This window comes from Amycolatopsis sp. NPDC054798, from assembly GCF_053611505.1.
Window position 1 is genome coordinate 90,411 of the sequence record NZ_JBSHAM010000020.1, and the last position, 22,318, is coordinate 112,728.

The 22,318-nt window shown below is 68.9% G+C and carries 24 protein-coding genes; 7 read left to right on the plus strand and 17 right to left on the minus strand.

Annotation, left to right across the window (positions count from 1 at the left end; genetic code table 11):
* The first annotated feature begins 43 nt into the window (after positions 1-43).
* The gene (locus tag ACWGIC_RS15485) at positions 44-712 is read left to right on the plus strand and encodes a DUF998 domain-containing protein (RefSeq protein WP_452076578.1); all 669 of its coding nucleotides are present in this window, start codon (positions 44-46) and stop codon (positions 710-712) included.
* On the opposite strand, the gene ACWGIC_RS15490 is transcribed toward ACWGIC_RS15485, so the two are convergent.
* Positions 709-1,344 (minus strand): IclR family transcriptional regulator, encoded by a 636-nt coding sequence (locus ACWGIC_RS15490; protein ID WP_452076579.1) that lies wholly within the window; start codon positions 1,342-1,344, stop codon positions 709-711. The two genes, ACWGIC_RS15485 and ACWGIC_RS15490, sit on opposite strands and share 4 nt — an antisense overlap.
* Entirely contained in the window at positions 1,341-2,195 is an 855-nt protein-coding gene (locus tag ACWGIC_RS15495; RefSeq protein WP_452076600.1) for a hypothetical protein, read from the minus strand. The genes ACWGIC_RS15490 and ACWGIC_RS15495 overlap by 4 nt, the downstream gene beginning before the upstream one ends.
* A 241-nt stretch (positions 2,196-2,436) precedes the next feature.
* On the opposite strand from ACWGIC_RS15495, the gene ACWGIC_RS15500 reads away from it, so the two are divergent.
* The gene (locus tag ACWGIC_RS15500; protein WP_452076580.1) at positions 2,437-3,237 is read left to right on the plus strand and encodes a DUF2470 domain-containing protein; all 801 of its coding nucleotides are present in this window, start codon (positions 2,437-2,439) and stop codon (positions 3,235-3,237) included.
* A 58-nt stretch (positions 3,238-3,295) separates the two neighbouring features.
* On the opposite strand, the gene ACWGIC_RS15505 is transcribed toward ACWGIC_RS15500, so the two are convergent.
* The gene (locus ACWGIC_RS15505) at positions 3,296-3,763 is read right to left on the minus strand and encodes a PPOX class F420-dependent oxidoreductase (RefSeq protein WP_452076581.1); all 468 of its coding nucleotides are present in this window, start codon (positions 3,761-3,763) and stop codon (positions 3,296-3,298) included.
* 22 nt (positions 3,764-3,785) lie between these two features.
* On the opposite strand from ACWGIC_RS15505, the gene ACWGIC_RS15510 reads away from it, so the two are divergent.
* From ACWGIC_RS15510 to ACWGIC_RS15520, 3 genes are all read left to right on the plus strand, one after another.
* A complete protein-coding gene (locus ACWGIC_RS15510; RefSeq protein WP_452076582.1) occupies positions 3,786-4,619 on the plus strand; it encodes a CPBP family intramembrane glutamic endopeptidase in 834 nt (277 codons plus the stop codon).
* 61 nt (positions 4,620-4,680) lie between these two features.
* Positions 4,681-5,877, plus strand: coding sequence for an arginine deiminase (locus ACWGIC_RS15515; RefSeq protein WP_452076601.1), 1,197 nt, complete (start codon positions 4,681-4,683; stop codon positions 5,875-5,877).
* Between the two features lie 141 nt (positions 5,878-6,018).
* The gene (locus tag ACWGIC_RS15520; RefSeq protein WP_452076583.1) at positions 6,019-6,570 is read left to right on the plus strand and encodes a ferritin; all 552 of its coding nucleotides are present in this window, start codon (positions 6,019-6,021) and stop codon (positions 6,568-6,570) included.
* A 69-nt stretch (positions 6,571-6,639) separates the two neighbouring features.
* On the opposite strand, the gene ACWGIC_RS15525 is transcribed toward ACWGIC_RS15520, so the two are convergent.
* The 5 genes from ACWGIC_RS15525 to ACWGIC_RS15545 form a co-directional block, all read right to left on the minus strand.
* Positions 6,640-7,224, minus strand: a complete 585-nt coding sequence (locus tag ACWGIC_RS15525) for a dihydrofolate reductase family protein (RefSeq protein WP_452076584.1) — start codon at positions 7,222-7,224, stop codon at positions 6,640-6,642.
* Between the two features lie 96 nt (positions 7,225-7,320).
* Positions 7,321-8,151 carry a hypothetical protein gene (locus ACWGIC_RS15530; protein ID WP_452076585.1) on the minus strand — a complete coding sequence of 277 codons (831 nt, stop codon included), beginning with the start codon at positions 8,149-8,151 and terminating at the stop codon, positions 7,321-7,323.
* Positions 8,148-8,690, minus strand: a complete 543-nt coding sequence (locus ACWGIC_RS15535; protein ID WP_452076602.1) for a SigE family RNA polymerase sigma factor — start codon at positions 8,688-8,690, stop codon at positions 8,148-8,150. Before ACWGIC_RS15535 ends, ACWGIC_RS15530 begins: the two co-directional genes overlap by 4 nt.
* Positions 8,691-8,835: 145 nt before the next feature.
* Positions 8,836-9,189 (minus strand): DUF952 domain-containing protein, encoded by a 354-nt coding sequence (locus ACWGIC_RS15540; RefSeq protein ID WP_452076586.1) that lies wholly within the window; start codon positions 9,187-9,189, stop codon positions 8,836-8,838.
* A gap of 55 nt (positions 9,190-9,244) precedes the next feature.
* On the minus strand, positions 9,245-10,120 hold the full coding sequence (locus ACWGIC_RS15545) for a DUF5926 family protein (RefSeq protein ID WP_452076587.1): 876 nt from the start codon (positions 10,118-10,120) through the stop codon (positions 9,245-9,247).
* Positions 10,121-10,196: 76 nt separating this feature from the next.
* Here ACWGIC_RS15545 and ACWGIC_RS15550 point away from each other — a divergent pair, with 76 nt between their 5' ends.
* Complete coding sequence (locus ACWGIC_RS15550; protein WP_452076588.1) at positions 10,197-11,351, plus strand: cytochrome P450; 1,155 nt, start codon at positions 10,197-10,199, stop codon at positions 11,349-11,351.
* A 52-nt stretch (positions 11,352-11,403) separates the two neighbouring features.
* On the opposite strand, the gene mca is transcribed toward ACWGIC_RS15550, so the two are convergent.
* Entirely contained in the window at positions 11,404-12,219 is an 816-nt protein-coding gene (gene mca / locus ACWGIC_RS15555; RefSeq protein WP_452076589.1) for a mycothiol conjugate amidase Mca, read from the minus strand.
* Positions 12,216-13,556: a DHA2 family efflux MFS transporter permease subunit gene (locus ACWGIC_RS15560; RefSeq protein WP_452076590.1), complete on the minus strand. Its 1,341-nt coding sequence runs from the start codon at positions 13,554-13,556 to the stop codon at positions 12,216-12,218. Before ACWGIC_RS15560 ends, mca begins: the two co-directional genes overlap by 4 nt.
* Positions 13,557-13,652: 96 nt before the next feature.
* Here ACWGIC_RS15560 and ACWGIC_RS15565 point away from each other — a divergent pair, with 96 nt between their 5' ends.
* Entirely contained in the window at positions 13,653-14,255 is a 603-nt protein-coding gene (locus ACWGIC_RS15565; protein ID WP_452076591.1) for a TetR/AcrR family transcriptional regulator, read from the plus strand.
* On the opposite strand, the gene ACWGIC_RS15570 is transcribed toward ACWGIC_RS15565, so the two are convergent.
* The 7 genes from ACWGIC_RS15570 to ACWGIC_RS15600 all read right to left on the minus strand — a co-directional run bounded on the left by ACWGIC_RS15570 (position 14,252) and on the right by ACWGIC_RS15600 (position 21,429).
* On the minus strand, positions 14,252-15,346 hold the full coding sequence (locus ACWGIC_RS15570) for a DUF4328 domain-containing protein (protein ID WP_452076603.1): 1,095 nt from the start codon (positions 15,344-15,346) through the stop codon (positions 14,252-14,254). The two genes, ACWGIC_RS15565 and ACWGIC_RS15570, sit on opposite strands and share 4 nt — an antisense overlap.
* A gap of 222 nt (positions 15,347-15,568) precedes the next feature.
* Positions 15,569-15,937, minus strand: coding sequence for a rhodanese-like domain-containing protein (locus ACWGIC_RS15575; protein WP_452076592.1), 369 nt, complete (start codon positions 15,935-15,937; stop codon positions 15,569-15,571).
* Between the two features lie 31 nt (positions 15,938-15,968).
* On the minus strand, positions 15,969-17,759 hold the full coding sequence (locus ACWGIC_RS15580; RefSeq protein WP_452076593.1) for a sodium/solute symporter: 1,791 nt from the start codon (positions 17,757-17,759) through the stop codon (positions 15,969-15,971).
* Between the two features lie 69 nt (positions 17,760-17,828).
* The gene (locus ACWGIC_RS15585; protein ID WP_452076594.1) at positions 17,829-18,338 is read right to left on the minus strand and encodes a hypothetical protein; all 510 of its coding nucleotides are present in this window, start codon (positions 18,336-18,338) and stop codon (positions 17,829-17,831) included.
* 6 nt (positions 18,339-18,344) lie between these two features.
* On the minus strand, positions 18,345-19,175 hold the full coding sequence (locus ACWGIC_RS15590) for a LytR/AlgR family response regulator transcription factor (protein ID WP_452076595.1): 831 nt from the start codon (positions 19,173-19,175) through the stop codon (positions 18,345-18,347).
* An 85-nt stretch (positions 19,176-19,260) separates the two neighbouring features.
* The gene (locus ACWGIC_RS15595) at positions 19,261-20,106 is read right to left on the minus strand and encodes a S49 family peptidase (RefSeq protein WP_452076596.1); all 846 of its coding nucleotides are present in this window, start codon (positions 20,104-20,106) and stop codon (positions 19,261-19,263) included.
* 18 nt (positions 20,107-20,124) lie between these two features.
* Positions 20,125-21,429 carry a sensor histidine kinase gene (locus tag ACWGIC_RS15600; RefSeq protein WP_452076597.1) on the minus strand — a complete coding sequence of 435 codons (1,305 nt, stop codon included), beginning with the start codon at positions 21,427-21,429 and terminating at the stop codon, positions 20,125-20,127.
* Positions 21,430-22,318: the final 889 nt, after the last annotated feature.

The following is a 22,318-nucleotide window of genomic DNA, read 5'->3' on the forward strand; positions in this document are numbered from 1 at the left end:
CCGGTGACGCCATGGCCTCCGCCATGACTGCCGAGGAGCGCCCGTGCCGACGACTTCACGCGCCGCCGCGCCGCCGGTTTCGCCGGTGCACGGCAAGCTCGCGCTGGTCGGCATCGGGGCGGCCGTAGCCATCGCCACGGACCTGCACCTGCGGCTCTCCGCCCAGATCAGCCCGATCTGGCAGACGCTGTCGGAGTACGTCTACGGCAGGCTCGGCGACCACTCGGCCGCGCAGCTGTTCGCCGTCATGTGCCTGGCTCTCGCGCTGGGTTCGCTGGCGTTGCTGGCCGGGCTCGTCAAGGCCCGCCGTTCGCCCGCGGTCGTCATCCTGCTCGGCGTCTGGTGCACCGGCCTCACGATCTGCGCGACGGTCCCAGTCGACCCCAACGGCGAAGCCCGGTCCTTCGACGGCCAGCTGCACAACGCCGCCGCTCTCACCGCGTTCCTCGCGCTCCCCACCGCCGCCTGGCTGCTGACCCGCCGAGGCGGCCGCTCGTGCCCGTGGGAACCGCGCCGCACCACGATCCGCAGGCTGGCCGTCGCGAGTTTCGCCAGTGTGGGGATGGTGCTGGGCGGCTTCGTGTTCACCCTGCTCACCGGGCCCGCGCAGCAGGGAGTGACGCTCGGGCTGTTCGAACGGCTCCTGTTCACGGTGGACCTGGCGCTGCTGCTGGCCATGGTCCGTCCGCTGATCGCCGCGTCTCGCCGCTAGGTCCGCAGTACCTCGGCGAGCTTCAAAGCGGCCTCCACGGTCAACGGCCCCACGTCGTCCGAAGCCAACGGCTCCAACGAAATCACCCCGACGCTCGCCCGCAGCCCAGGCACCCCGCGCACCGGCGCGGCGACCCCCGAAGCGCCAGCCTCGATCTCGCCGCTCGAAACGCTCCATCGGTCAGTGCCACCCGGCCGCAACGCCATCGCCCGCCCCGCCGCGCCCGCGGCAAGCGCGTGCCTGCTGCCGACCCGGTACGCCACGTGGTAACTCGTCCACGACGGTTCCACCACCGCGACCGCCTGCGCGTGATCGCCCTGCGCGACCGTCAGATGGGCCGTAGCGCCGACCTTCTCGGCCAGCTCGCGCAACACCGGCCGCGCGGCCTCACGCAGCTGTGGCAGCACCTGACCGGCCAGCCGCAGCACCCCGACACCGAGCCGCACTTTCGTGCCGTCTCGCCAAATGAGGCCGCGTTCGGACAACGGCACCAGCAGCCGGTACACCGCCGCGCGGCTCGCGCCGATGGTCACCGCGAGTTCGGAGATGGTCGCCGCCTGCTCGCCCGAATCGGCCACCGCCTGCAGCAGCGCCAGACCGCGGTCGAGGGTCAGCGACCCCTCCCTGCTCACAACAGCTCGAGTTCACCCAGGTCGGCCACTGGCTCGTCGAACGACGCCGCCGCGTACGACCCGAAAAGCTCCCGCACTGCCTTCGCGGCCGGTTCCGGCAACGCGCGCGCTTCGTCCGCGAGCGCCTTGCCGTCGGTCGATTCCAGCGCCGCGCGAACGTCGCCGCCGGAGAGGCAGCGCGCCGACGCGACAAGCAGGTTCAGGAAGCCGTGGTGCGTGAAGCCGGTCTCCGGGTCGACGTGCCGGACCGCGCGGTGCAGGCTGTTCGTCGCCTTGAACGACGCCCCCGGCGAACCGCTGACCACGGACAGGAAGTCCGCGACCTCGTCCACGCTGGGGAAGTTCTCCCCCGCCTTGCCGCCGCAGCGGATCTTCGGCCAGCTGCCGTGCTCGATCACGTTGCGCACGCCGTCCAGCCAGCCGACGCCGCGCCGCGGTTCGACCACCCGGATCACGTCCTCGGGCACGAACTCCGAGACGCGCTCGAGCCACACCTCGTCGACGTCGGACGGCGCGGGCATCTCGACCATCCGCAGCGACAGCAGTTCGCTGCGCGATTCGACGATCGAGATCGCCTTCGGAACGCCGCCGAGCCCGGTGTCGATGATCAGCGACAGCGGCAGCGGCTCCTTGGGCTTGATCTTGATCAGCTCGGTGATCAGCTCCGGCAGCCGCGAGGCCTGGCACAGGAAAACCCCGAGCACCCCGGCGTGTTCCCCGCTGCGCGACGCGAAGTGCGCGCGCAGCGCCTCCGGCATCGCGACGTCCGCGGGCGGGAAGAGCGCCGAGTCGTCGACGAGCCGCGCGAACAGGGGAGGAATTCCACGGGGGCCGGGTGGCGTGAGTTCCACAGCGCTTGACACGACTGACACGCTAGTAGCGTACGGCAAGGGGACAAAATCGTTCGCTCTGCGGACACTTTTCGAGGGCATTTCCGCCCGGCATCCACTGGGCCGATTGGCGCAATCCGCTCAGCCCCGCTGTTTCGTCGATCCGCTGACCAGCGCTTTCCCGCACCGTGGGTGATCTTCCCGTGCGCTCTTCCCTTTGCGCGTCAATTCAGGTTAGGCTCACCTAAGTAGGAGGTGAGCCGTGACCGAGGCACCCGTATCCGTGCGCCGCCCGCCCGCGCCGAACCCCGCCGAACGCGCCAAGACGATCGCGACCCGCGGCGGCCCGGCGACGATCATGCCGACCGTCGAGAGCGCCGGCTGCGAAGCCGAACGCGTCGAACCCGTCCTGCATCACGTGCACCACAGCGGAAGCGTCAGCATTCTTCTGCCGGACGAACACCCGATGGTGTGCGCGTCCCGGCAGGCTCAGCGCGGCGAGCTCGCCGTCATGGTCGAGCTCGCCGACCACGCCCCAGTGGCGCTGCGGGAACCGATCCGCGGCCTGCTGTGGATCACCGGATGGCTCCGGCCGCTGACGGAGGTGTCGGCCCGCGCGCGTGCGGTGTCGATCGCCGAACAGCGGCCGGACCACCGGCTTCTCGACGTCGGACACGGCCTCACGCTGCTCCGGCTGACCCCGGCCTCGCTGGTTCTCGCCGACGCGGAGGGCACGCATTCGCTGCGGCCGCACATGTTCAGCGCGGCCCCGCCGGACCCGTTCCACGACTACGAGGCGCAGTGGCTGCGGCACCTGGAAAGCGACCATCCGGACGTGGTGGAACAGCTGGCCCGGCACCTGCCGGCCGAACTGCGCGGCGGCCGGATCCGCCCGCTCGGCCTCGACCGGTACGGCCTGCGCCTGCGCGTCGAATCGACCGCGGGCGACCACGACGTCCGCCTCGCCTTCTCCCGCACAGTCGACAGCCCGCCACAGCTGGCCGCGGAACTGCGGCGGCTGCTCGGCTGCCCGTTCCTGCGCCACCAGCACGGCGAGGACTGACTGGCCGTGAAGGACTCCTTGAGGGAATCAGATTCCCTCAAGGAGTCCTTCACGGACCTCAGTCGTCCGCCAGCTCCGGCGGGAAACCGCCGGTGGCGATCGGTCCCCACCGGTCGATCGTGATCCGGATCAGGCTCTTGCCCTGGGTGCGCATCGCCTCGCGATACTCGTCCCAGTCCGGGTGCTCGCCCGAGATGCTGCGGAAGTAATCGACCAGCGGCTCGACCGAATCCGGCAGGTCGATCACCTCCGCGGTCCCGTCGACCTGCACCCACGGGCCGTTCCACTCGTCCGACAGCACGCAGACCGACACCTTCGGGTCGCGCCGGAGGTTGACCGCCTTCGCCCGCTTCGGATAAGTCGCGATGACAATGCGGCCCTCGGCGTCGACGCCGCAGGTGTTCGGGGACAGCTGGGGCCGCCCGTCGGCACGGGTGGTCACCAGGATCGCGCGGTGACGCGGTTTCAGGAACGCGACCAGTTCCGCGCGCTCAACCTTCGTGTTGGTGGCGATAGTCCTCGGCATACCCCGACGGTAGCGTGCGTTCATGCGCACCACAGAGCGTTCCGGAGGGCCCGGCGGCCTGCGATCCTGGCTCAACCCGGCACTTCCGGCGTTCCCGGCCCAGCTCACCGACCCCCGCGAGCGGCGAGCGGTCAAGATCGAGCTGATCCTCGTTTTCGGCATCACGCTCGGAATGTCCGGTGCGCGCAGTCTGCTGTCCCTTGTGGACTCTCTGTTGCGCCCGACTCCGTTGGCGCAGCAGCAAGTCCAGCTCAACGTACCGCGCGCCGCCGCGAGCCTGCTGGACCTGCTCCAGCAACTGCTCAGCGCCGCGCAGCTGGTCGGCTGGGGCGGGCTCGGGCTGTACCTGCTGTGGCGGGCCGGGCTGAAACTGCGCGAAATCGGCCTGAGCCGGCGCATCCGCACCGATGCGCTCATCACCGTCGGAATCGCCGCGCTGATCGGCATTCCCGGACTCGCGCTGTACTTCATCTCGTACCACCTCGGCTTCAGCCTCGCGGTGCAACCGTCCACTTTGGGCGATACCTGGTGGCGGCCGATCGCGCTGACGCTTTCCGCGTTCGGCAACGCTTTCGCCGAGGAAGTGCTCGTGATCGGCTATCTGCTCACGCGCCTGCGGCAGCTCGGCGTGCGCGAGAACGCCTCCCTGTTCGGCGCCGCGGTACTTCGCGGTTCCTACCACCTCTACCAAGGGTTCGGCGGGTTCGTCGGCAACCTCGTCATGGGGCTGGTGTTCGGCCGCGTGTGGCAGCGCTCCAACCGGCTGTGGCCGCTCATCGCCGCGCATACTTTGTTCGATGTGGTGTCCTTCGTCGGCTATTCGTTGCTGAAAGGCCGTCTTTCCTGGCTCCCGTGATGCCCGCTCATTAGGCTCACCTTTCGTGAGCGAGACGAGCGAGATGACCGCACCTCCCATGGTGGACAGCGAAGTCGGGCCGCTTCGGGCAGTCCTGCTGCACCGGCCGGGAAACGAGCTGAAACGGCTCACTCCCCGCAACAACGACAAGCTCCTCTTCGACTCCATCCCGTGGGTGAGCCGCGCTCAGCAGGAACACGACGCGTTCGCGGACGTCCTGCGCGGCCGCGGCGTCGAAGTGCTGCTGCTGGCCGACGTTCTTCGCACCGCGCTGGAGGATCAGCGCGCGCACGCGGCCGGCGTCCACGCCGCGGTGGACGACCGCCGCCTCGGCAACGACCTCGCGGATTCGCTGAGGTCGCATCTGGCGAGCGCGGACGCGCCCGCGCTCGCCGAAGTCCTGATGGCGGGCATGACGTTCGAGGAGCTGCCATCCGCCGAGGGCGCGTCGCTGGTGCGGATGATGCACAATCCGCGCGACTTCGCCGTCGATCCGTTGCCCAACCTGCTTTTCACCCGCGATTCGTCCGCGTGGATCGGCGACCGCGTCGCGATCTCGTCGCTGACCATGCCCGCGCGGCGGCGGGAAACGGCGCTGCTCGACCTCATTTACGCCTACCATCCGCGATTCCGCCACGCCGCCCGCGCTTACGGCGCGCATTCCGCGCCGATCGAAGGCGGCGACGTCATGCTGCTGTCCCCCGGCGTCGTCGCGATCGGCGTCGGCGAACGCACGACTCCGGCCGGCGCCGAATCGCTCGCCCGTTCCGTATTCGCCGACGGGCTCGCGCACACCGTCGTCGCGGTGCCGATCGAACAATCGCGCGCGACGATGCATCTCGACACCGTGTGCACGATGGTCAATGTCGACGCCGTCGTGATGTATCCGCTCGCGCGCGATTCCCTCACCGCGTTCACTATCAAGCCGACCGGCGACGGCGGCGTGAAAGTGGCCGGCCCGACGCCATTCCTCGAAGCCGCCGCGGAAGCGATGGAGATCGACCGGCTGCGGGTGATCGACACCGGCCTCGACCCGGTCACCGCGGAACGCGAGCAATGGGACGACGGCAACAACACGCTGGCACTGGCCCCGGGCGTGGTCGTGGGGTACGAACGCAACGCGGAGACCAACGAACGGCTGATCGCGGCGGGAATCGAGGTGCTGCCGATCACCGGGTCCGAACTGGGGTCCGGACGCGGCGGCCCGCGCTGCATGTCGTGCCCGGTGCGCCGCGATCCCCCGCCGAAGAAAAGTTAGCCTCTCCTTAATAAGGGTAAACACATTAAGGGAAGCCTAACCAAAATAAGTCTTTCCTTCTTGAGGAATGGTAACCCTAATAGGGTGGAGATCACCAGCCAAAAGTGGAAAACAATCGAATACTGACGTACCGTGATGGACATGGCCCTCACGAAGAAAGAACCGCGCTCCAAGTTCTACGAACTGCTGCAGGCGCAGATCCACAACGAGTTCAACGCCTCCCAGCAGTACATCGCGCTCGCGGTCTGGTTCGACAACGAGGACCTGCCGCAGCTCGCGAAGCACTTCTACAAGCAGTCGGTGGAGGAGCGCAATCACGCGATGGCGCTCGTCCAGTACATGCTCGACCGGGACCACCACGTCGAGATCCCCGGCACCGGCGAGGTCCGCAACGAATTCTCCGCCCCGCTCGAGCTGCTTGAGCTCGCGCTGGAGCAGGAGAAGGAGGTCGCCGCCGACATCTCCGCGATGGCGAAGGCCGCCCGGTCCGAGGAGGACTACATCAGCGAGCAGTTCACCCAGTGGTTCCTCAAGGAGCAGGTCGAGGAGATCTCCCAGATGTCGACGCTCGTCACGGTCGCGCGCCGCGCGGGTGACAACGTCTACGAGATCGAGAAGTTCCTGCACCGCGAGGCCGTCGGCGACGCCGGCGCGGACTCGGGGATGCCCCCGGTCGCGGGTGGCGCGCTGTAACGCTCGAAACAGGCCTGGAAGCCCGGTTGTCCCCAGTGTGGACAACCGGGCTTCCCCATGTGGATAACTTCAGCGCCGCTCGTACTGCGCGATGAGCACGCCGGTGGTGGTCGCGACGCTTCCGGCAAGCGAGAACTCGGTCAACGGCGCCGGCGCGTCGAACAGCCGCGCGCCGCGGCCGAGCGTCAACGGATGGATCAGCAACGTGTAGTTGTCGACCAGTCCGGCGGCGTGCAGCGAGCGCACCAGCGAAACGCTGCCGATGATCGAAAGATCCTTGCCGGGCAAGGCTTTCAGCTCAGCCACGGTCTCCACCGCGGAGCCGCGCAACAACACCGAGTTCTGCCACGCGTCCGCGTTGTCCAGGGTGGTGGAGACGACGTACTTCGTGACCGCGTTCATGTGCGCGGTGTACGGATTCCCGTCCGTCCGAGGCCCCCATGCACGGGAGAAATCCTCCCAGGTGCGCCGGCCGAACACCATGTCCCCAGGCTGGCTCAGGCCCTTGCCCATCTCGCGGGTCATGACTTCGTCGGAGTATCCGATCGCCCATCCGCCTAGGTCGAACCCACCGAGCGGGTCCTCATCCTTGCGGCCAGGGCCTTGGACGACACCGTCGAGGGTGATGCTCAGGGTGACGCTGATCGAACGCATCGGGGATGTCCTTCCGCTTCCGCGGGCCGCGAACCGGCCCGTCACCCGCTACACGAGCGGCGGGAAGCCAGATCGACATCGCCCCCGGCGGAATTTTCAGCTGGCGCAATCCTGCGTCTTCGCCCGGACCTCGATGCCCTGGACCGCCCCGTCCGAATTCAGCGTGAAGTGATACGCACCCTGGTCGCCGGTGGGCGACACGAGCGCGCTCCCCGACTCCGACGTGCCCGGATAGGTCGCGGTGACCTGGTCCTTCGGCGATCCGTCGCCCACGCCTTCCGGGGTGTGCGCAGCGCCGTCGGGCTTCACCGCGACCACGCGATTGTCCGGAGACACGACCGCTGTCGCGTCGGGAACGCCAGCACCGCTGACGTCGTAGTAAGTGCAACCGGCCGACTCTTTGACCGCCGTGAGCTTCATGCCCTGCTCCGTCAGCTGCTGCTCGGTCATCCCGAGCTTCACCGCACCGAGGCCGTCCGCGGTCACCAACGCTCCGGACGCGGCCTTCGACGGCGTGGTCTGCGGCGGCGCGGGCTTCGTGTGGTGCGGACGCGTGGGCGGCACCGGTGGATCGGCCACGCTGGTCTCCATCGGCGCGGACGGCGCTTGCACCTGCGTCGATTCGGCGCTCGAAGCAGGCTGGGGCACCGAAGAAGGCAGCGCAGGCTGGACCGCCGCTGGCTGCCGGGCGGCGACTTCGGTTGCCGCGGGCTGCGTGGTGCGCAACTGGATCACCACCAGCCCAGCCGACGCCACCGCCAGCACGCACGCCGCCCCGGCCGCGGACGTCAGGATCCGCTGTCTGCGCCGCCGCCGGCGCGCACCAGCCACGATGGCGGTCGCGGCGTCCTCGGCTGGTTCGACGGCTAACCGGTCGTCGGCGAGGAGGGCGCGGAGCCGCCGCTCCAGATCGTCGGGCTCGGTCACCCAGCGTCGCCTCCTTCCTGGGTCTTCAGTTTCGCCCGCAAGGACGCAATCGCCTTGCTCGCTTGGCTTTTCACCGTCCCCTGGCTGATGTCCAGCGCTTTGGCGATTTCCACTTCGGACAGTCCTTCGTAGTACCGCAACACCATCACCGTGCGCTGCCGCGGCGGAAGGTCCCGCAACGCCTGCCACAGCGGCTCGTGCTCGAACGGATCCTTCGGCGCGCACGGGCTGGTGTCGGGCAGGTCCGCGACCAGGTTTTCCCGGCGCGTCCGGCGCCAGCGGCTGACGTGCGCGTTCGCCATCGAACGCCGCACGTAGGCCAGCGGGTCGCCGGTCTTCTGCTGCACGTACGACCAGCGCGCGCCGATCTTTTCGAGCACGGTCTGGACGAGGTCCGCGGCGTCGTGCGGGTTTCCGGTGAGCACGTGGCCGTAGCGGAGCAGTCCGGGCAGGGCCTCGCGCACGAAGTCGCCGAAGTCGGTGATGCGGTTGACGGCCTCTGCCCGCTGGCCGGCCCAGGGCGGATCTCCACTCGTCAGAGGCAATGCGGCTGCCGTCACCGTATCGCCCCCTCCCTGGATGACCGCGTCGAGCGACGGCTCCTCGTCATCCCCACCACGCACGAGCGCCCCCGAGGGTTGTCCGGTCTCCGTCGCTACTTTCCGTAGCCACAGACCCCGGTGGTCAGCGCACGGAAAGCGACTCGGGCAGCGTCAAGGCGCCGCCGGTGTCAGTGGGGAAATCGTGTACCGCGACCACAGCGTTTCGCGGGATCGGGCCGTAGATGTGCGGAAACTGGATCCCGCGCGGGTCCGGCGGCACCCCGTCCTCCCAGCGGACGGGCGCGTCGACCAGCTTGGGGTCGATTTCGAGCAGCACCAGACCGGTTCGGCCGCGGTAGAGCGCGTTGGCGGGCAGGGCGACCGTGCCCGGATCCGAACAGTGGATGAATCCGACGTCTTCGAGCGATGACGCGCGGTATTCGCCTTCGGCGGGCACCGCGGCCCACTCGTCGCGAGTGCAGATGTGGAGGATCACGCGGTGATCATCCACCTGTGGACAACCCAGGTCGAGTTGTCCACAGGTGGACAACTCAGCGGATGGTGAGCTGCCGCCCGATCAGACCGTCTCGGGCCCGCCGCTCGGCGGCGTTGAGCGGCTCGGAGTCGAGGGACTTGAGCGCTTCGTCCAGCCGGGCGCCGAGCTGGTCCTTGGGCTCGGCCCACTCCCTGGCGTGCGCCTCCGGGTCGAGGTCCCACACCGGGACGAGCAGGCCGTGCGCGCGGAACGAACCGGCGTAGCGAGTGCCCTCGCCGAGTCCGAGCGTGCCCGCCGCGGACAGCCGCGCAAGCGCTTGCAACAGCAGGTTCTCCGGTTCCGGGCGAACCCAGCGCAGGTGCGCCTTCTCGCCGGCGAGCACCCAGTACGCGCCGGAGCCGAGCCGCTCGGTGGGCATGATCGCGGCGTTCGCGCGCTCAAGCGACACCGCGACGTCGCCGGTCGCGTCCGCGTCCTCGGGCAGCCACCACGCGAAGTCGGTGTGGAGGGCGACCTCCAGTTCCGCGCTCGGCACGAGCAGGTCCTGGAGCCGGTTGTGCTCGTCCGGGTCGGTGGGCGAGGTCGTGTCCGGCACCGACAGCACGTCGCCCGGTTCGGCGTCGAGCAGCCAGCGAAGCGCGCGGCCGAGGTCGCGGCTGATGTCGGAGGACCGCGTCTGCACCTGCAGGCCGAGGAAGCGCTCGCCGTCCGAGCGGACGAACCCCGCGGCGGCCATGGGCAGCACCGTGCCGAGCGTGACGTCGCCGCCGTCGGCGAGCGTGAGCTTCGCCGTGGCGGACGGGACGAACTCGCGCAGCGCGATCAGCTCCGGCTCCGCCGCCAGGCCCTCGAACGGCTGGCCGACGAAGACGTCGCGCACCTTTGGCTTGCGGTCCGGCTTGGGACCCTTCTTACGCGCGCCCTTACCCATTTCAGCCTCCTCGGAACTCAACGTCAGACGCTATCGAAGGGACCGGCCGTCCAGACTCGCGGGTTAGAGTCGGCTTGTGTTCGACCCTCGCGATCCCGCCTTCCTCGCCGACCCGTATCCCGCGTTCGCCGCGCTGCGCGCCGAAGGCGAGGTGCACCAGCACGACGGACTCGGCATCGCGATCACGGTTTCCCACGCCGCGTCCGCCGCCGTGCTCCGCCACCGCGGGCTCGGCCGGATCTGGACCGACGCGCAGCCGCTCGAACGATTCGCGTCGTTCAACCTGCTGCACCGCAACTCGCTGCTGGAGAACGAGCCGCCCGCGCACACCCGGCTGCGCCGCGTCATCGCCGGAGAGTTCGGCCGCGGCCACGTGCAACGGCTGCGCCCGATGGTCACGGAACTCGCCGAGTCCATGGTGGACACTCTGGCCGCGAAAATCGCCGCCGACGGCAGCGCGGACCTCCTCGAACATCTCGCGCAGCCGCTGCCGGTCGCGGTGATCGCCGAACTGCTCGGCGTCCCCGCTTCGGCTGGCTCGCAGCTGGTGACGTGGAGCAACGCCATCGTGAAGATGTACGAATACGGCCTGTCCGAAGACGGAAAGGACGCCGCCGAGCAGGCCGCGGCCGACTTCGTGGCGTACCTGCGCGAGGTTGTCGCTGGCTCGCCGCGCGGGATCGTCCGAGACCTGACCGCGAGCGAACTGACCCCCGACGAGGTCGTCGCCACCGCGGTGCTGTTGTTGATGGCCGGCCACGAGGCAACGGTGAACGTGATCGGCAACGGGGTCACCGCACTGCTCACCCACCGCACGGAATGGGAACGGCTTAGGTCCGACCAAACGTTGCTCGACTCGGCTGTGGAAGAACTGATCCGCTACGACTCGCCGTTGCAGCTGTTCGAGCGCACGGCGACTGAGGATGTGGAAATCGCCGGTCACCGAGTCGCGAAGGGTTCGAAGATCGGGGCGCTGCTGGGTGCCGCGGCGCGTGATCCGAAGGTGTTCGACGCCCCGGACACCCTGGACGTGGGCCGGTCGCCGAACGCGCACCTCGGGTTCGGGATGGGGATCCACTACTGCGTCGGAGCACCGCTGGCGCGGGTGGAGATCGCGGCCGCGCTGACGGCGTTGACGAAGCGGCTGCCCGGGCTGCGGCTGGCCGCGGAGCCGGAGCGGAGGCCGGAGTTCGTGATCCGGGGGTTGCGGACTTTGCCGGTGACTGCCTAAGCCTGACGGCCCAGTTCTATCCACAACCACCGGCTGCGAGCGAGCCACCGCCTCATCGCAACCCCGCGAACAAATCGTCCTCCACTCCGGTGCCGATCTCGACGGAACCGTTGGTGCGAGCCAGGTGGTAGTCCTCCCACGGCCATGCCTTTCGCTCAATCTCGCGGGAGTGCGCGAAAAACGGATGCCCCGGATCCATCTGGGTGGCGTGCGCGCGCAACGCGGCGTCCCGGGTCGCGAAGTGTTCTTCGCAGCGGATGCGAGCCGTCACGGTGAGCACGTCGGTCGGCGGTAGTTCTTCCAGGACCGGGCCCATCAACGACTCTTCGCCAGCGGCGAGGGTCGCTTCGTGCATGGCTTCGAACCATGACCGGCTGAGGGTGGCCAGGTAGTAGAGCTTGCGCGGGGTGCCGTCGTCGGACTCGTCGAACGCCGCGCTCGTCACCTCGTGCGTGCGGATGTGGTCGGGGTGTGGATAACCGCCGGTTTCGTCATAGGTGACCACTACCTGTGGACGGAATTCCCGCATCAGCTCCAGCAGCGGTTTTGTCGCTGCAGCCAAGGGAATCTGTGCGAAGCTCCCGGTTGGGGACGGCTGACCCAGACCTGAGTCCTCGTGGCCGAGGAACGTCTGACGAACGCCGAGAATCCTTGCCGCGTCAGCCATTTCCCGGCGACGAATGGCGGGCAGCTCCCGTCGGACGTCCTCTCGGTCCAAAGCCGGGTTGAGTACATCGCCGCGTTCGCCGCCGGTGCAGGTGGCCACCAGGACGTCGACGCCTTCGGCTGCGTAGCGGGCCAAGGTCGCGGCACCTTTGCTTGATTCGTCATCGGGATGGGCGTGCACGGCCAAGAGGCGCAGCGTCATGCGCGGGTTCCTTTCGGGAAAAAGAGGGCGGGGATAAAGCTCAGCAGGGAAAGGCCGAGTGCCCAGGTGAAGGTCGTGCCGAACGCGGCGGCACCGGACGGTTGCGCGTGCAGAACGGCCACCAGCAACGCCGTCCCCAACGAGCCGCCGATGCGGTTGACGACGTTGATCGCACTCGCCGCGCGGGGGATTTGGCTGCGTTCCAGCGAGGTGTAGAGCATCGTCATGCCGGGCGTGGCGGTCGCGCCTAGGCCGAACCCACGGATCAGCAGCGAAACTGTCAACAGGGTCGGGCTGGGGGAATCGCCGAGCTGAGTGAAGGCGATCGTGCCTGCCAACGACAGCGCGATGCCGGTGAGCATGACTGTTCGTGCGCCGAAGCGGTCCAAGAGCCTTCCGCCCGCGATGAGGACGACGGCTGAACCGAGGGCCTGTGGTGCGAGCAAGAGCCCGGCGGCGAGAGCGGAGGTGTGCTGAATCTGCTGATAGTAAAGCGGAAGCAGCAACATCGAGCTGTACAGCGACGCGCCCAGCAAGAAGGTACTCGCACTCGCGACCGCAAAAGCCTTGTGCGCGAACAACTTCAGATCGAGCAGCGGCGCTTGCGTGCGACGCGCGTGCCAGGCGTAGGCGATCAGCAGCACAGCACCGGCGACGGCGAATGCATTGGAGCCTTCGCCTAGGCCGTAGCCGAGCGCACCGAGTCCCGGCGGAAGCAGCAGGAGGCCGCGGACGTCGAGCGGATCGCGCGTGCCAGCGGGTTCCTCGCGCGGCAGCACCCGGACGGCGAGCAGCAAAGTGGCGACGCCGAACGGCACGATCCCGAAGAACAGCCAGCGCCAGCCCAGGTCCTGGACCAGCGCGCCGCCGAGCATCGGGCCGAGCACCGGCGCGACGGTCGCGGGCAGCGTGACGACGCCGATCATCCGGCCCAGCCGAGGCCCGGCCGCCTGCGCGAAAATCGCCTGGCCGACCGGTTGCATGAGACCGCCGCCGAGCCCGTGCAGCACGCGGAACGCGATCAACGCCGGTGCCGACCAGGCGAATCCGCACAGCACCGTCCCCAGCGTGAACAGCCCGACGGCCGCGATCCACACCTGACGGCCGCCGAACCGGTCGGACAGCCAGCCTGACAACGGGATGGTGAGCGAGGCGGCCAGCAGGTACGCGCTGGCCACCCACTGCACGGTCGGCAGCGAACTGTCCAGGTCGCGCGCCATCACGCCGATCCCGACCGACACGATCGTCGCGTCGAGGATCGACAGCACCGCGCCGAGGATCAGCACTCCGCCGAGCCGGCGAAGCCCGGAATCGGAGACCGGAAGCTGCGTGGTCATCGAATCACCCCCTTCATTAGGTCGGACCTGAGATTAGGTCGAACCTAGCGAATGGGTCAAGTATAATTTTAGGTCGGACCTAGTACACTGGCGGAGGTGAGCCTCAGGGAGCAGAAGAAGCTGGAGACCCGGCAGACGATCTCGGCGGTGGCGACCCGGCTGTTCATCCAGCGCGGGTTCGACCAGGTGACGATCGCCGAGGTCGCGGAGGCGGCGCGGGTCGCCAAGATGACCGTGACGAATCACTTCAGCCGGAAGGAAGACCTGGTCTTCGACATCCGGATGGACTTCGTGGACTGGCCGGCGAACCTGGTCCGAGCCGATCCGGAGACGCCCGCGCTGGTCGCGGTGCGGGACGGCTGCTTCGCGGAGCTGGACAAGACGAGCCCGCTGCTCGGGTTCGCGGACGTGTCCTTCGTGCGGATGGTGCGGCAAAGCGAACGGCTCACGTCCGCGCTCCGGGACATGCACATGGAACGGGAAACCCAGCTCGTCGCCGCGCTGCTCGACCGGCATCCGGACCGGGAAATGCTGTCGCGGACGGCCGGGGCGCACCTCACTTCAGTGCTGCGGCTCCTTCTCGACGACGTCTGGCAGCTGACCTGGCAGGACGTCAAGCTGAACGAACTGGTGGATCAGCTCCGGAATTCCGCGGCGGTCGCGTTCGGCCAGCTGGAACCCGCGCTCGGCGACCTTTAACGCGCGGCACCGACCGGACGCGCGGTCCGCAGCTCCGGCTCCGGCGCGCCCTCGATCTTGAGCACCCGGAAGTCGCGCAGCCGCTCCGGCGCGATCGGCATCAGCAGATGCGAGAAGCGCCGGATGACCAGCGCGGTGACAATCGCGAGCGCGGCCGCGGCGAGGTCGGTGAACGCGACCAGCAGGACGCTGTCCGCCATCGCCTGCACGCCCGGCCGGATCCGCCAGATGATCGTGATGACGAGCAAAACCCAGTTCGCCACCCACACGCCCCACCAGCCGAGCACGAGCCGCGAAGGCTTCGGCCGCTCGTCGCGGGAACGGCGGAGCACAGCGTGCTCCAGCTCGCTGACCACGGACAACGCGAGCGGCAGGTTCACGATCGGCACCAGCACGCCCACGAGGACCTGCCAAACCGGCCGGGGCGGCGCTTCCCCGGCTTCGTCGGCGGCGGCTTGCCGGGCGACCAGCAGCCACCAGACCGAGAGGCCCGCCGGGAGCAGCGAAAAGATCGTGGTGAGCAGGCCGGCGAGCATGACGAAGGCGTCGGAGAACCCGACGACGCCGGTGCTCAGCGCGGAATCGCGGCTCTCCACGAGGAGTGTGTACCGCCAGACCTCCGCCGCCGCCGCGGTCACCGCGAGGACAGCGAACGTCCAGAGGATCGTCGTGAGACTCCGCGCGAGCACCGGAATCCGGTCGATGGGCCGGATCTCGCCGGACGCGGTGCCGGGCACGTTCGTCGGACGGCGCCAGGTCAGATTCGGGAAACCCCATCGCGGCGGCACCGGATAGGACGGCGGCCCGGAGTAGGGCGTCGCGGGCACGGCGCGGCGACGTCGGACGGCGCTCGGCGGCGGGGAGGCGACCCAGCGCAGTTTGGCCGCTCGCTTCGGCGGAGTCGGCTGCGGCTGCTGCGGGGCTGGCCGGTGGATCGCACCTTGCGGAGCGGCGGTGAACGGACGCGCGTACGCCGGATGCTGCGCCGCGTACTGCGGAGGCGCGGGGTACTGCGGCTGGTACGGATACTGCTGGCCAGGATGCGCTGGCCCAGCTTGCGGCGGTGCCCAGTGTCCGGGTTGCGGCTGCATCGGACGCGGCTGCTGAGCCCAGCCGGGAATCGGCCCAGGCACCGGCGGCACCCCAGCCGACCCGGCATTCCCCGCGCCCGGACGAGATGCCGGCTGCCCGGCCCCAGCCTCACCCGGCCGGGAACCGTGCCCAGCGTCCCCCTCGCCCGGGCCGAAGCCAGGCACGAAGGCCGCCGGATCCGAGGATTCCGGCGGCTCGGGAACAGACTGGGCAGGCATTCCTCAGAGAACCTCGGGTTCAGCGTCGGGGTTTTCGCTCACCATGCGGCGGCCTTCGCGCGCCCAGGCTCCCATTCCGCCCGCGACGTTGACCGCGTCCCAGCCGCTCGCGTTCAGCCAGGCCGTGGCGCGCGCCGAGCGGCCGCCGGAGCGGCAGATGACGTACACCGGGTTGTCCTCGGGGAATTCGGCGAGTTCGCCGACCCGCGCGGGCAGTTCGCCGAGCGGGATGTGCACCGCGGCGGGGGCGTGCCCGGCGGCCCACTCGTCGTCCTCGCGGACGTCGAGCAGTGCCACGTCCGCGGGCAGGTCGCGGACTTCAGCGGTCGGAATTTCAGCAGGGCTCACCACAGGTCCATGCTCCCATGTCATGACGTTGTACGCGTGTGAGGAACGCTAGCCGCTACGCCTTGCGGTGGCGTCCCCGGCCGGTGCGCAGCTTCTCGTCGGCCTGGCCGAACCGCGCGACCGCGCGGTCGCGCATCAGGCCGAGCGGGTCAGGGGCGTGCAAGCGCAGCATGATGTCGTTCACCAGTTCCGGACGGCCGTACCGGGTCAGCCGGCTCACCACGTAGGTGGCCAGGAACGCCGCGGGCACCGAAATCAGCGCCGGCTGCACGGTGAACCACGGCATCCGGTCTCCGGTGTACTCGCACACGATGTTGTACGCCAGTGCGCCGAGCACCATCCCGCCGCCGACGATCATCCCCGCCAGCGCGCCCGGCCAGCTGAGCTTGCGCCACCAGATGCCGAGCAGCAGCAGCGGGCTGAAGGTGGACGCGGCGAGCGCGAACGTCATCCCGATCGACAGCGAGATGTCCTCGGTGCGGAAGATCAGCGTGAGCAGCATCGGGCACACCGCGACCAGCAGGGTCGCGACCCGGAAGTCCCGGACCCGGCCGGGCAGCAGGTCCGTCGACACCACCCCGGCCACGCTCACCAGCAGTCCCGAGCAGCTCGACAGGAACGCCGCGAACGCGCCCGCGGCCGTCACCGCGGCGAGGATCTGCCCTGGCCAGCCGGGCAACACCGCGGTCGGCAACAACAGCACCGCCGCGTCGGTGTTGCCGGTGAGCAGCAACTGCGGCACATACATCCGCGAGAGCGCGCCGAGCATCGTCGGGAACAGGTAGAACAGCCCGAGCAGCAGCAGCACGTGCACGGTGGTGCGGCGCGCGGCCTTGCCGTCGGGGTTGGTGTAGAAGCGGACCAGCACGTGCGGCAGGCCCATAGTGCCGAGGAACAGCGCGAAAATCAGCGAGTACGTCTGCAGCAGATCGCTGATGCCGCTCGACGCCGGGTGCAGCCACGCGTCGTTCGACGTGGGCGCGTCGCTCACGATCGGCACCGGCGTGCCCGCGGCGAATTGCAACGTGGTCCCCGCGGACACCTTGTGCGGCACCAGCGGCGACCAACGCGCCATGCCGCCCGCGGGACCGTTGTCGATACGGCCGTGGGCGTAGAAGAAAGTCTCGGTGGTGACCTTCACGGTCACGTCGGTCTGCACCGTCACCTTGGTGTCCGACGGGAACACCGGCGGCGCGGGCGCACCGAGCGCACGCACCCCGCCAGGGCCTCCGCCGGCGAAGAAAACCATGCACAGCACGAAAGTCGGCACGGCGATCGCGAACAGCTTGAGCCAGTACTGGAACGCCTGGACCACGGTGATCGCCCGCATCCCGCCGGCCATCACGTTGACCGCGACCAGGACGATGACGAGGAGCGCGCCAGCCCACGCCGGTACCGGGACGATCTGCGCGAGCGTCAGACCGGCGGCCTGCAGCTGCGGGACCATGTAGAGGATCCCGATGAACACCGCGCCGGCGGTCGCGAAGCGGCGCAGGCCGATCGAACCGAGCCGTGCCTCCACGAAGTCCGGCAGCGTGTACGCCCCCGACCGGCGCAGCGGCGCGGCGACGAACAGCATCAGCGCGAGGTACCCGGCGGTGAAGCCGATCGGGTACCAGGTCGCGTCGGCGCCCTGCTTGAGCACCATGCCCGCGACACCGAGGAACGACGCCGCGGACAGGTATTCGCCGGAGATCGCCGCGGCGTTGCGGCTGGAGCGCACGGTTCGGCGGGCGACGAGGAAGTCGTGCGTGCTGGTGGCCCCGCGCGACGAACGGTACCCGAGGTAGAACGTCGCGAAGGCGACCAGCGCGAGGCCGGTCAACGTCCACGGGGTCAGCTGCACGGCGTGAATCCTCGCACGACCACACGCTTCCGGGACGCGCCGCCACTAGGGCGCGTCTCCCCGCGCGGGTCAGTTCTCAATCATGTCGACGAAATCGCGTTCGTGCCGTTCGGCCAGCCGGTTGTACCAGAGGCCGACGGCGAAGAGGAACGGGAACGGAAGCAGGCCGAGCACGAGCCACGGGATCGGGATGCCGATCACGGTGAACCGCGCGACCGCAGGGAGGAAGTAGAACAGCGCGGGCAGCGCCCCGAGCACGACCACCACGAGCACCGCCAGCCACACCGAGGTCCGCAGCTGCACCTTCACCAGGTCGCGGACCAGCAGTTTTCCCCAGCTGGTCTGTTCCTCCAGCTCGACCCGGCCGCGCATCCGGCCGGACGACTGCCGCGAATCGGCGAGCACCACACGTTCCCGTTTCGGCCGCACGTGCGCGGGTTCGCTGGACCGCGGGACCGGTTCGGGTGCGGGCGGCACCGGTTCGACCACCGCGCGGTCCTCCGGCCGCACGCCCAGCGTCGGGTCCGGTTCGCGGACTCCGTTGGAGAGCCGGTGGTAAGGGTCTTCGGGAGAGGACATCTACGGCTAGCCGCCCCGGCCGGAACCGACGATGCGGTCCTTCAGCGCCCGGGTGTGCCGTCGGCTGACCGGCAGCACTTTCTCCTCGTTGCCGATCACGACCTGGTAGCCGCCCTGACCCATCCGCATTTCGGTGATCAGCGGCAGCGCGACCAGGAACGACCGGTGGATCCGGACGAATCCGGCTTTCTCCCAGCGTTCTTCCAGCTGGGCGAGCGGGATCCGGACCAGGTGGCTGCCCTCGGTGGTGAAGAGCCGCGCGTAGTCGCCCTGTGCTTCCACCCAGCGCACCGACGAGCGCGGGATCAGCTTCGTGGTGCCGGCCAGTTCGACCGGGATGACCTCGTCGTCGTTCTTGACCGGCTCGGCGCCGCCGCCGGCGGGCGGGCCCGCGACCGTGGCCAGCTTCTCGCGCACCCGCGCGACCGACCTGTCGAGCCGGTCCTGCTGGAACGGCTTCAGGACGTAGTCGACCGCGCCGAGGTCGAAGGCGTTGACCGCTTCCTCGGCGTGCCCGGTGACGAACACCAGTACCGGCGACGGGTTCATCGCCGCGATCACGCGCGACATCTCCATCCCGGACAGGCCGGGCATGTCGATGTCGGCGAACACGGCGTCGACCGTCGGCAGGCCGTTTGCCCGCCGGGCAGCCAGTTCCGGGTCGTCGTGCGAGAACAGCCGCAGCGCGTCGGAGGCGTCGGAGGCCTGGAAAACGCGGTGGATGTGCGGGTTGTTCTGGAGTCCGTGGCTGAGTTCGTCCAGCCCGGCCAGCTCGTCGTCCACGGCGAGGACGATGAGTTTCCGGGTGTCGTCGTGAGCACTCACAGTGAGACGCATCCTGCCGATTGCGAGGTGCGTTGTCCAGACCCGATCGCAGAGAGCCCCTTGTGAGTGGCGTACCGGAGTCGCCACTCACCTGCGGTCACAGCCCGAAACGCGACCAGGCGGCCTTCGTGGTCACCGCGTCCAGCAGCGCGTTCGCCGCCGCGGGCGCACCGATCCCGAGCCGGGCGAGCAGCGGTTTCTTCGGCTCGGCCACGGAAATCTCGGCGTCCGGATACCGCTCGCGGACGATCTCGCGCAGCGAACCGAGCCCGTCGACCAGTCCGAGGTCGACGGCTTTCTGGCCGAGCCAGACGTCCCCGGTGAACAGGTCGGTGGAGTCGGTCAGCCGGTCGCCGCGGCGCTGTTTGACCCATTCGACGAACAGTTCGTGCAGCTGGCTGTGCATGTTTTTCAGCCACTCGACGTCCTCGGGCTTCTCCGGGCTGAACGGGTCGAGCCGCGATTTGTTCGCTCCCGCGGTGTGCAGCCTGCGCTCGATGCCGAAGCGTTCGAGCAGCCCGGTGAACCCGAAGCCGCCGCTGATCACGCCGATCGAACCGACCATGGACGTCCGGTGCGCGTAGATCTCGTCGGCCGCGCAGGCGAGCCAGTACCCGCCGGACGCGGCGACGTCCTCGGCGAACGCCAGCACCGGCACGCCCTTCTCGTCGGCCAGCTGCCGGATCCGCTCCGCGACGAGGCCGGACTGCGTCGGCGCGCCGCCGGGCGAGTTGATCTGCAGCGCGACCGCCTTGAGCCGGTCGTGGGCGAACGCCCTGGTGAGCGCGGATTCGACGGCGGCGAGGTTGATCGCACCGCGAGCCAGCGGCGACGGCGTCGGCGTGATCACGCCGTGCAGCTTCACCACGGCGACCACGTCCTTGCGGTCGCCCCGGTCGCCGAGCATGGGAAGGCGGGAAGTCAGCTTGTCGGTCACGCTCATCTGCCCAGGCTAACCAGTTCAGTGCGCGGGCAGCATTCCCGAGCGCGAGCCGTGCACTCCGTCGGGTTCCGGTTCCGGCTCGATCGGCGCGGGCGGCTGCTGCGGGACGTCGGCGGAGTAGTCCGGCATGTTCGGCCGCACGCCGAGCTTGAACTTCGGCACCCGAAGAGCGACCTTCATGCCCGCCCCCGGCGCGGTTTCGACGGTGAGCGCGTAATCCTCGCCGAACACCTGCCGCATGCGCTGGTTGATGTTGCCGAGCCCGACGTGCGCGCCGGTGCGGTGCGCGTTGCGCAGATCGGTGAGCTGGCGTGGATCCATCCCGATGCCGTCGTCCTCGACCGTGATCAGCGCTTCGTGCCCGTCGTCCCGCGCGATCACCGTGACGCACCCGCCGCTCGGTTTGCTGGCCAGCCCGTGCTTGACGGCGTTTTCCACGAGCGGCTGGATGATCAGGAACGGCACCACGACGCTCAGCACCTCGGGCGCGATCTTCATCCGCACCTCGAGCCGACCGCCGAACCTCGCGTTCTCGATCGTCAGATAGCGGTCGATGTTGCGCAGTTCCTCGGCGAGCGTGGTGTACATGCCGGAGGTGCGGAACGAATAACGCGTGAAGTCCGCGAAGTCCTGAAGCAGCTCTCGCGCTTCCTCGGGGTCGGTTCGAATGAGCGCGGAGATCGTGTTGAGCGCGTTGTAGACGAAGTGCGGCGAGATCTGCGCGCGCAGTGCTTTGATTTCCGCCTGCTGCAGCTGATTACGCGATTCTTCCAGCCGCGCGAGTTCGAACTGCGTGCAGACGAACTGCCCCACGGCCTCGGCCATCTGCACCAGTTTGCCGCGCGTGCGCCCGACCACGATCAGCGTCGCTTCGGCCTCGCCCTCGACAAGAATCGGCACGATCGCGGCGGTCTTCATCTTGCAGGTGCCGCGGTGGTTGCACGGCATCTTGTTGTGGTCAGCGACAGCCCGCCGATGCTTGCGCAACGCGGTGCCGATGTCCTCGACGACGTCCAGGTAGTGGTCGGTGGCCTCGCCCGCCCAGGACAGCAACGTGCCTTCACTGTCGGTGATGCCGACCGCGAGACAGTCGAGCACCTCGAGCAGCTCCGCCGTCATCCGGTTGGCGGCCTCCTCGTCGAGCCCCGCCCGCAGGTTCGGCGTGGCTTTGGACATCCGGTGGACGGCCTGGAGCACGGCGTCCTGGATGACCCCCTTGGGCCGGCGCGCCCGGAAGGCGAGGACCAGCACCACGATCACCAGGATGCCGACCAGGACCCACGGGACGACCAGCGCGTAGGGGAAGTCGGACACGACGTCCATGCTCTGCGCTCGACCGACCGGGTGCAAGGTCTGCTTCCCACTTTCTGTCCAGTAGCGACGCCGAGGGTGGGCAAACCCTACCGTCACTCCCGGTGAGCGTGAGGATCTTGCGCCATTCGGGTGGTGGCGGTGGCTATGGGTCGCCGAGGAGTGGGGTGAAGGGACCCTTCATTACTACGCATGGTTAGGGGTGAAGGGTCCCTTCATTGTTTGCTAGTGCGGATGAGGGTTCTTGCCCCTCGGTGCGGTGGCGGGTGCCTTGGGAGGCCAAATTCGCTGGGGCACGTCCGGGGATCGAATTCTTCGACGCCTCCGTCGCATGGCATCAGCCGATATCTCTCCGCGCGAGATCAGCCGAGCCCTCTCCACACGGAAACAGCCGATATCTCTCCGCGCGGGGCCAACTGATGTCCTCCGCCGGGTGAGACACAGAGTCCGTGAGGGGAACCTTCACGGACTCTGATTCCCTCAGGGTTCCCCTCACGACCTGCGCGAAGCCGCGAAGCCCCCCTTCACGAACTGGGATTATCGGGATTCTCGGAGTTCCCTCCATGACCGACCGGTCGATACGAGGGCGCCTCCACAGTGGCCGCAAGGGAACCCGCCCCAGCCGGACGCAAGCCCCACGTCCGACCGCGGGACATCCGCACTCGCACCCCAACCAAGCCCCCAACCTCGCACCCACCGGCACTCGCGCGCTAACCCGCCCAACCACCCAAGCCCCGCGCCCACCCGCCCAACCGCAGCCCGCGCACACAACCCACCAACGCAGCCACACCCGGCCCTGCACCCCGATACGAAGCCTTCCCTGCGGTTCGGGGGTGCTTGTCAAGGCATCTTTACCCACTTTACAAACAACCCCGAAACGTCAGCAAACAGTGCTTCGGGG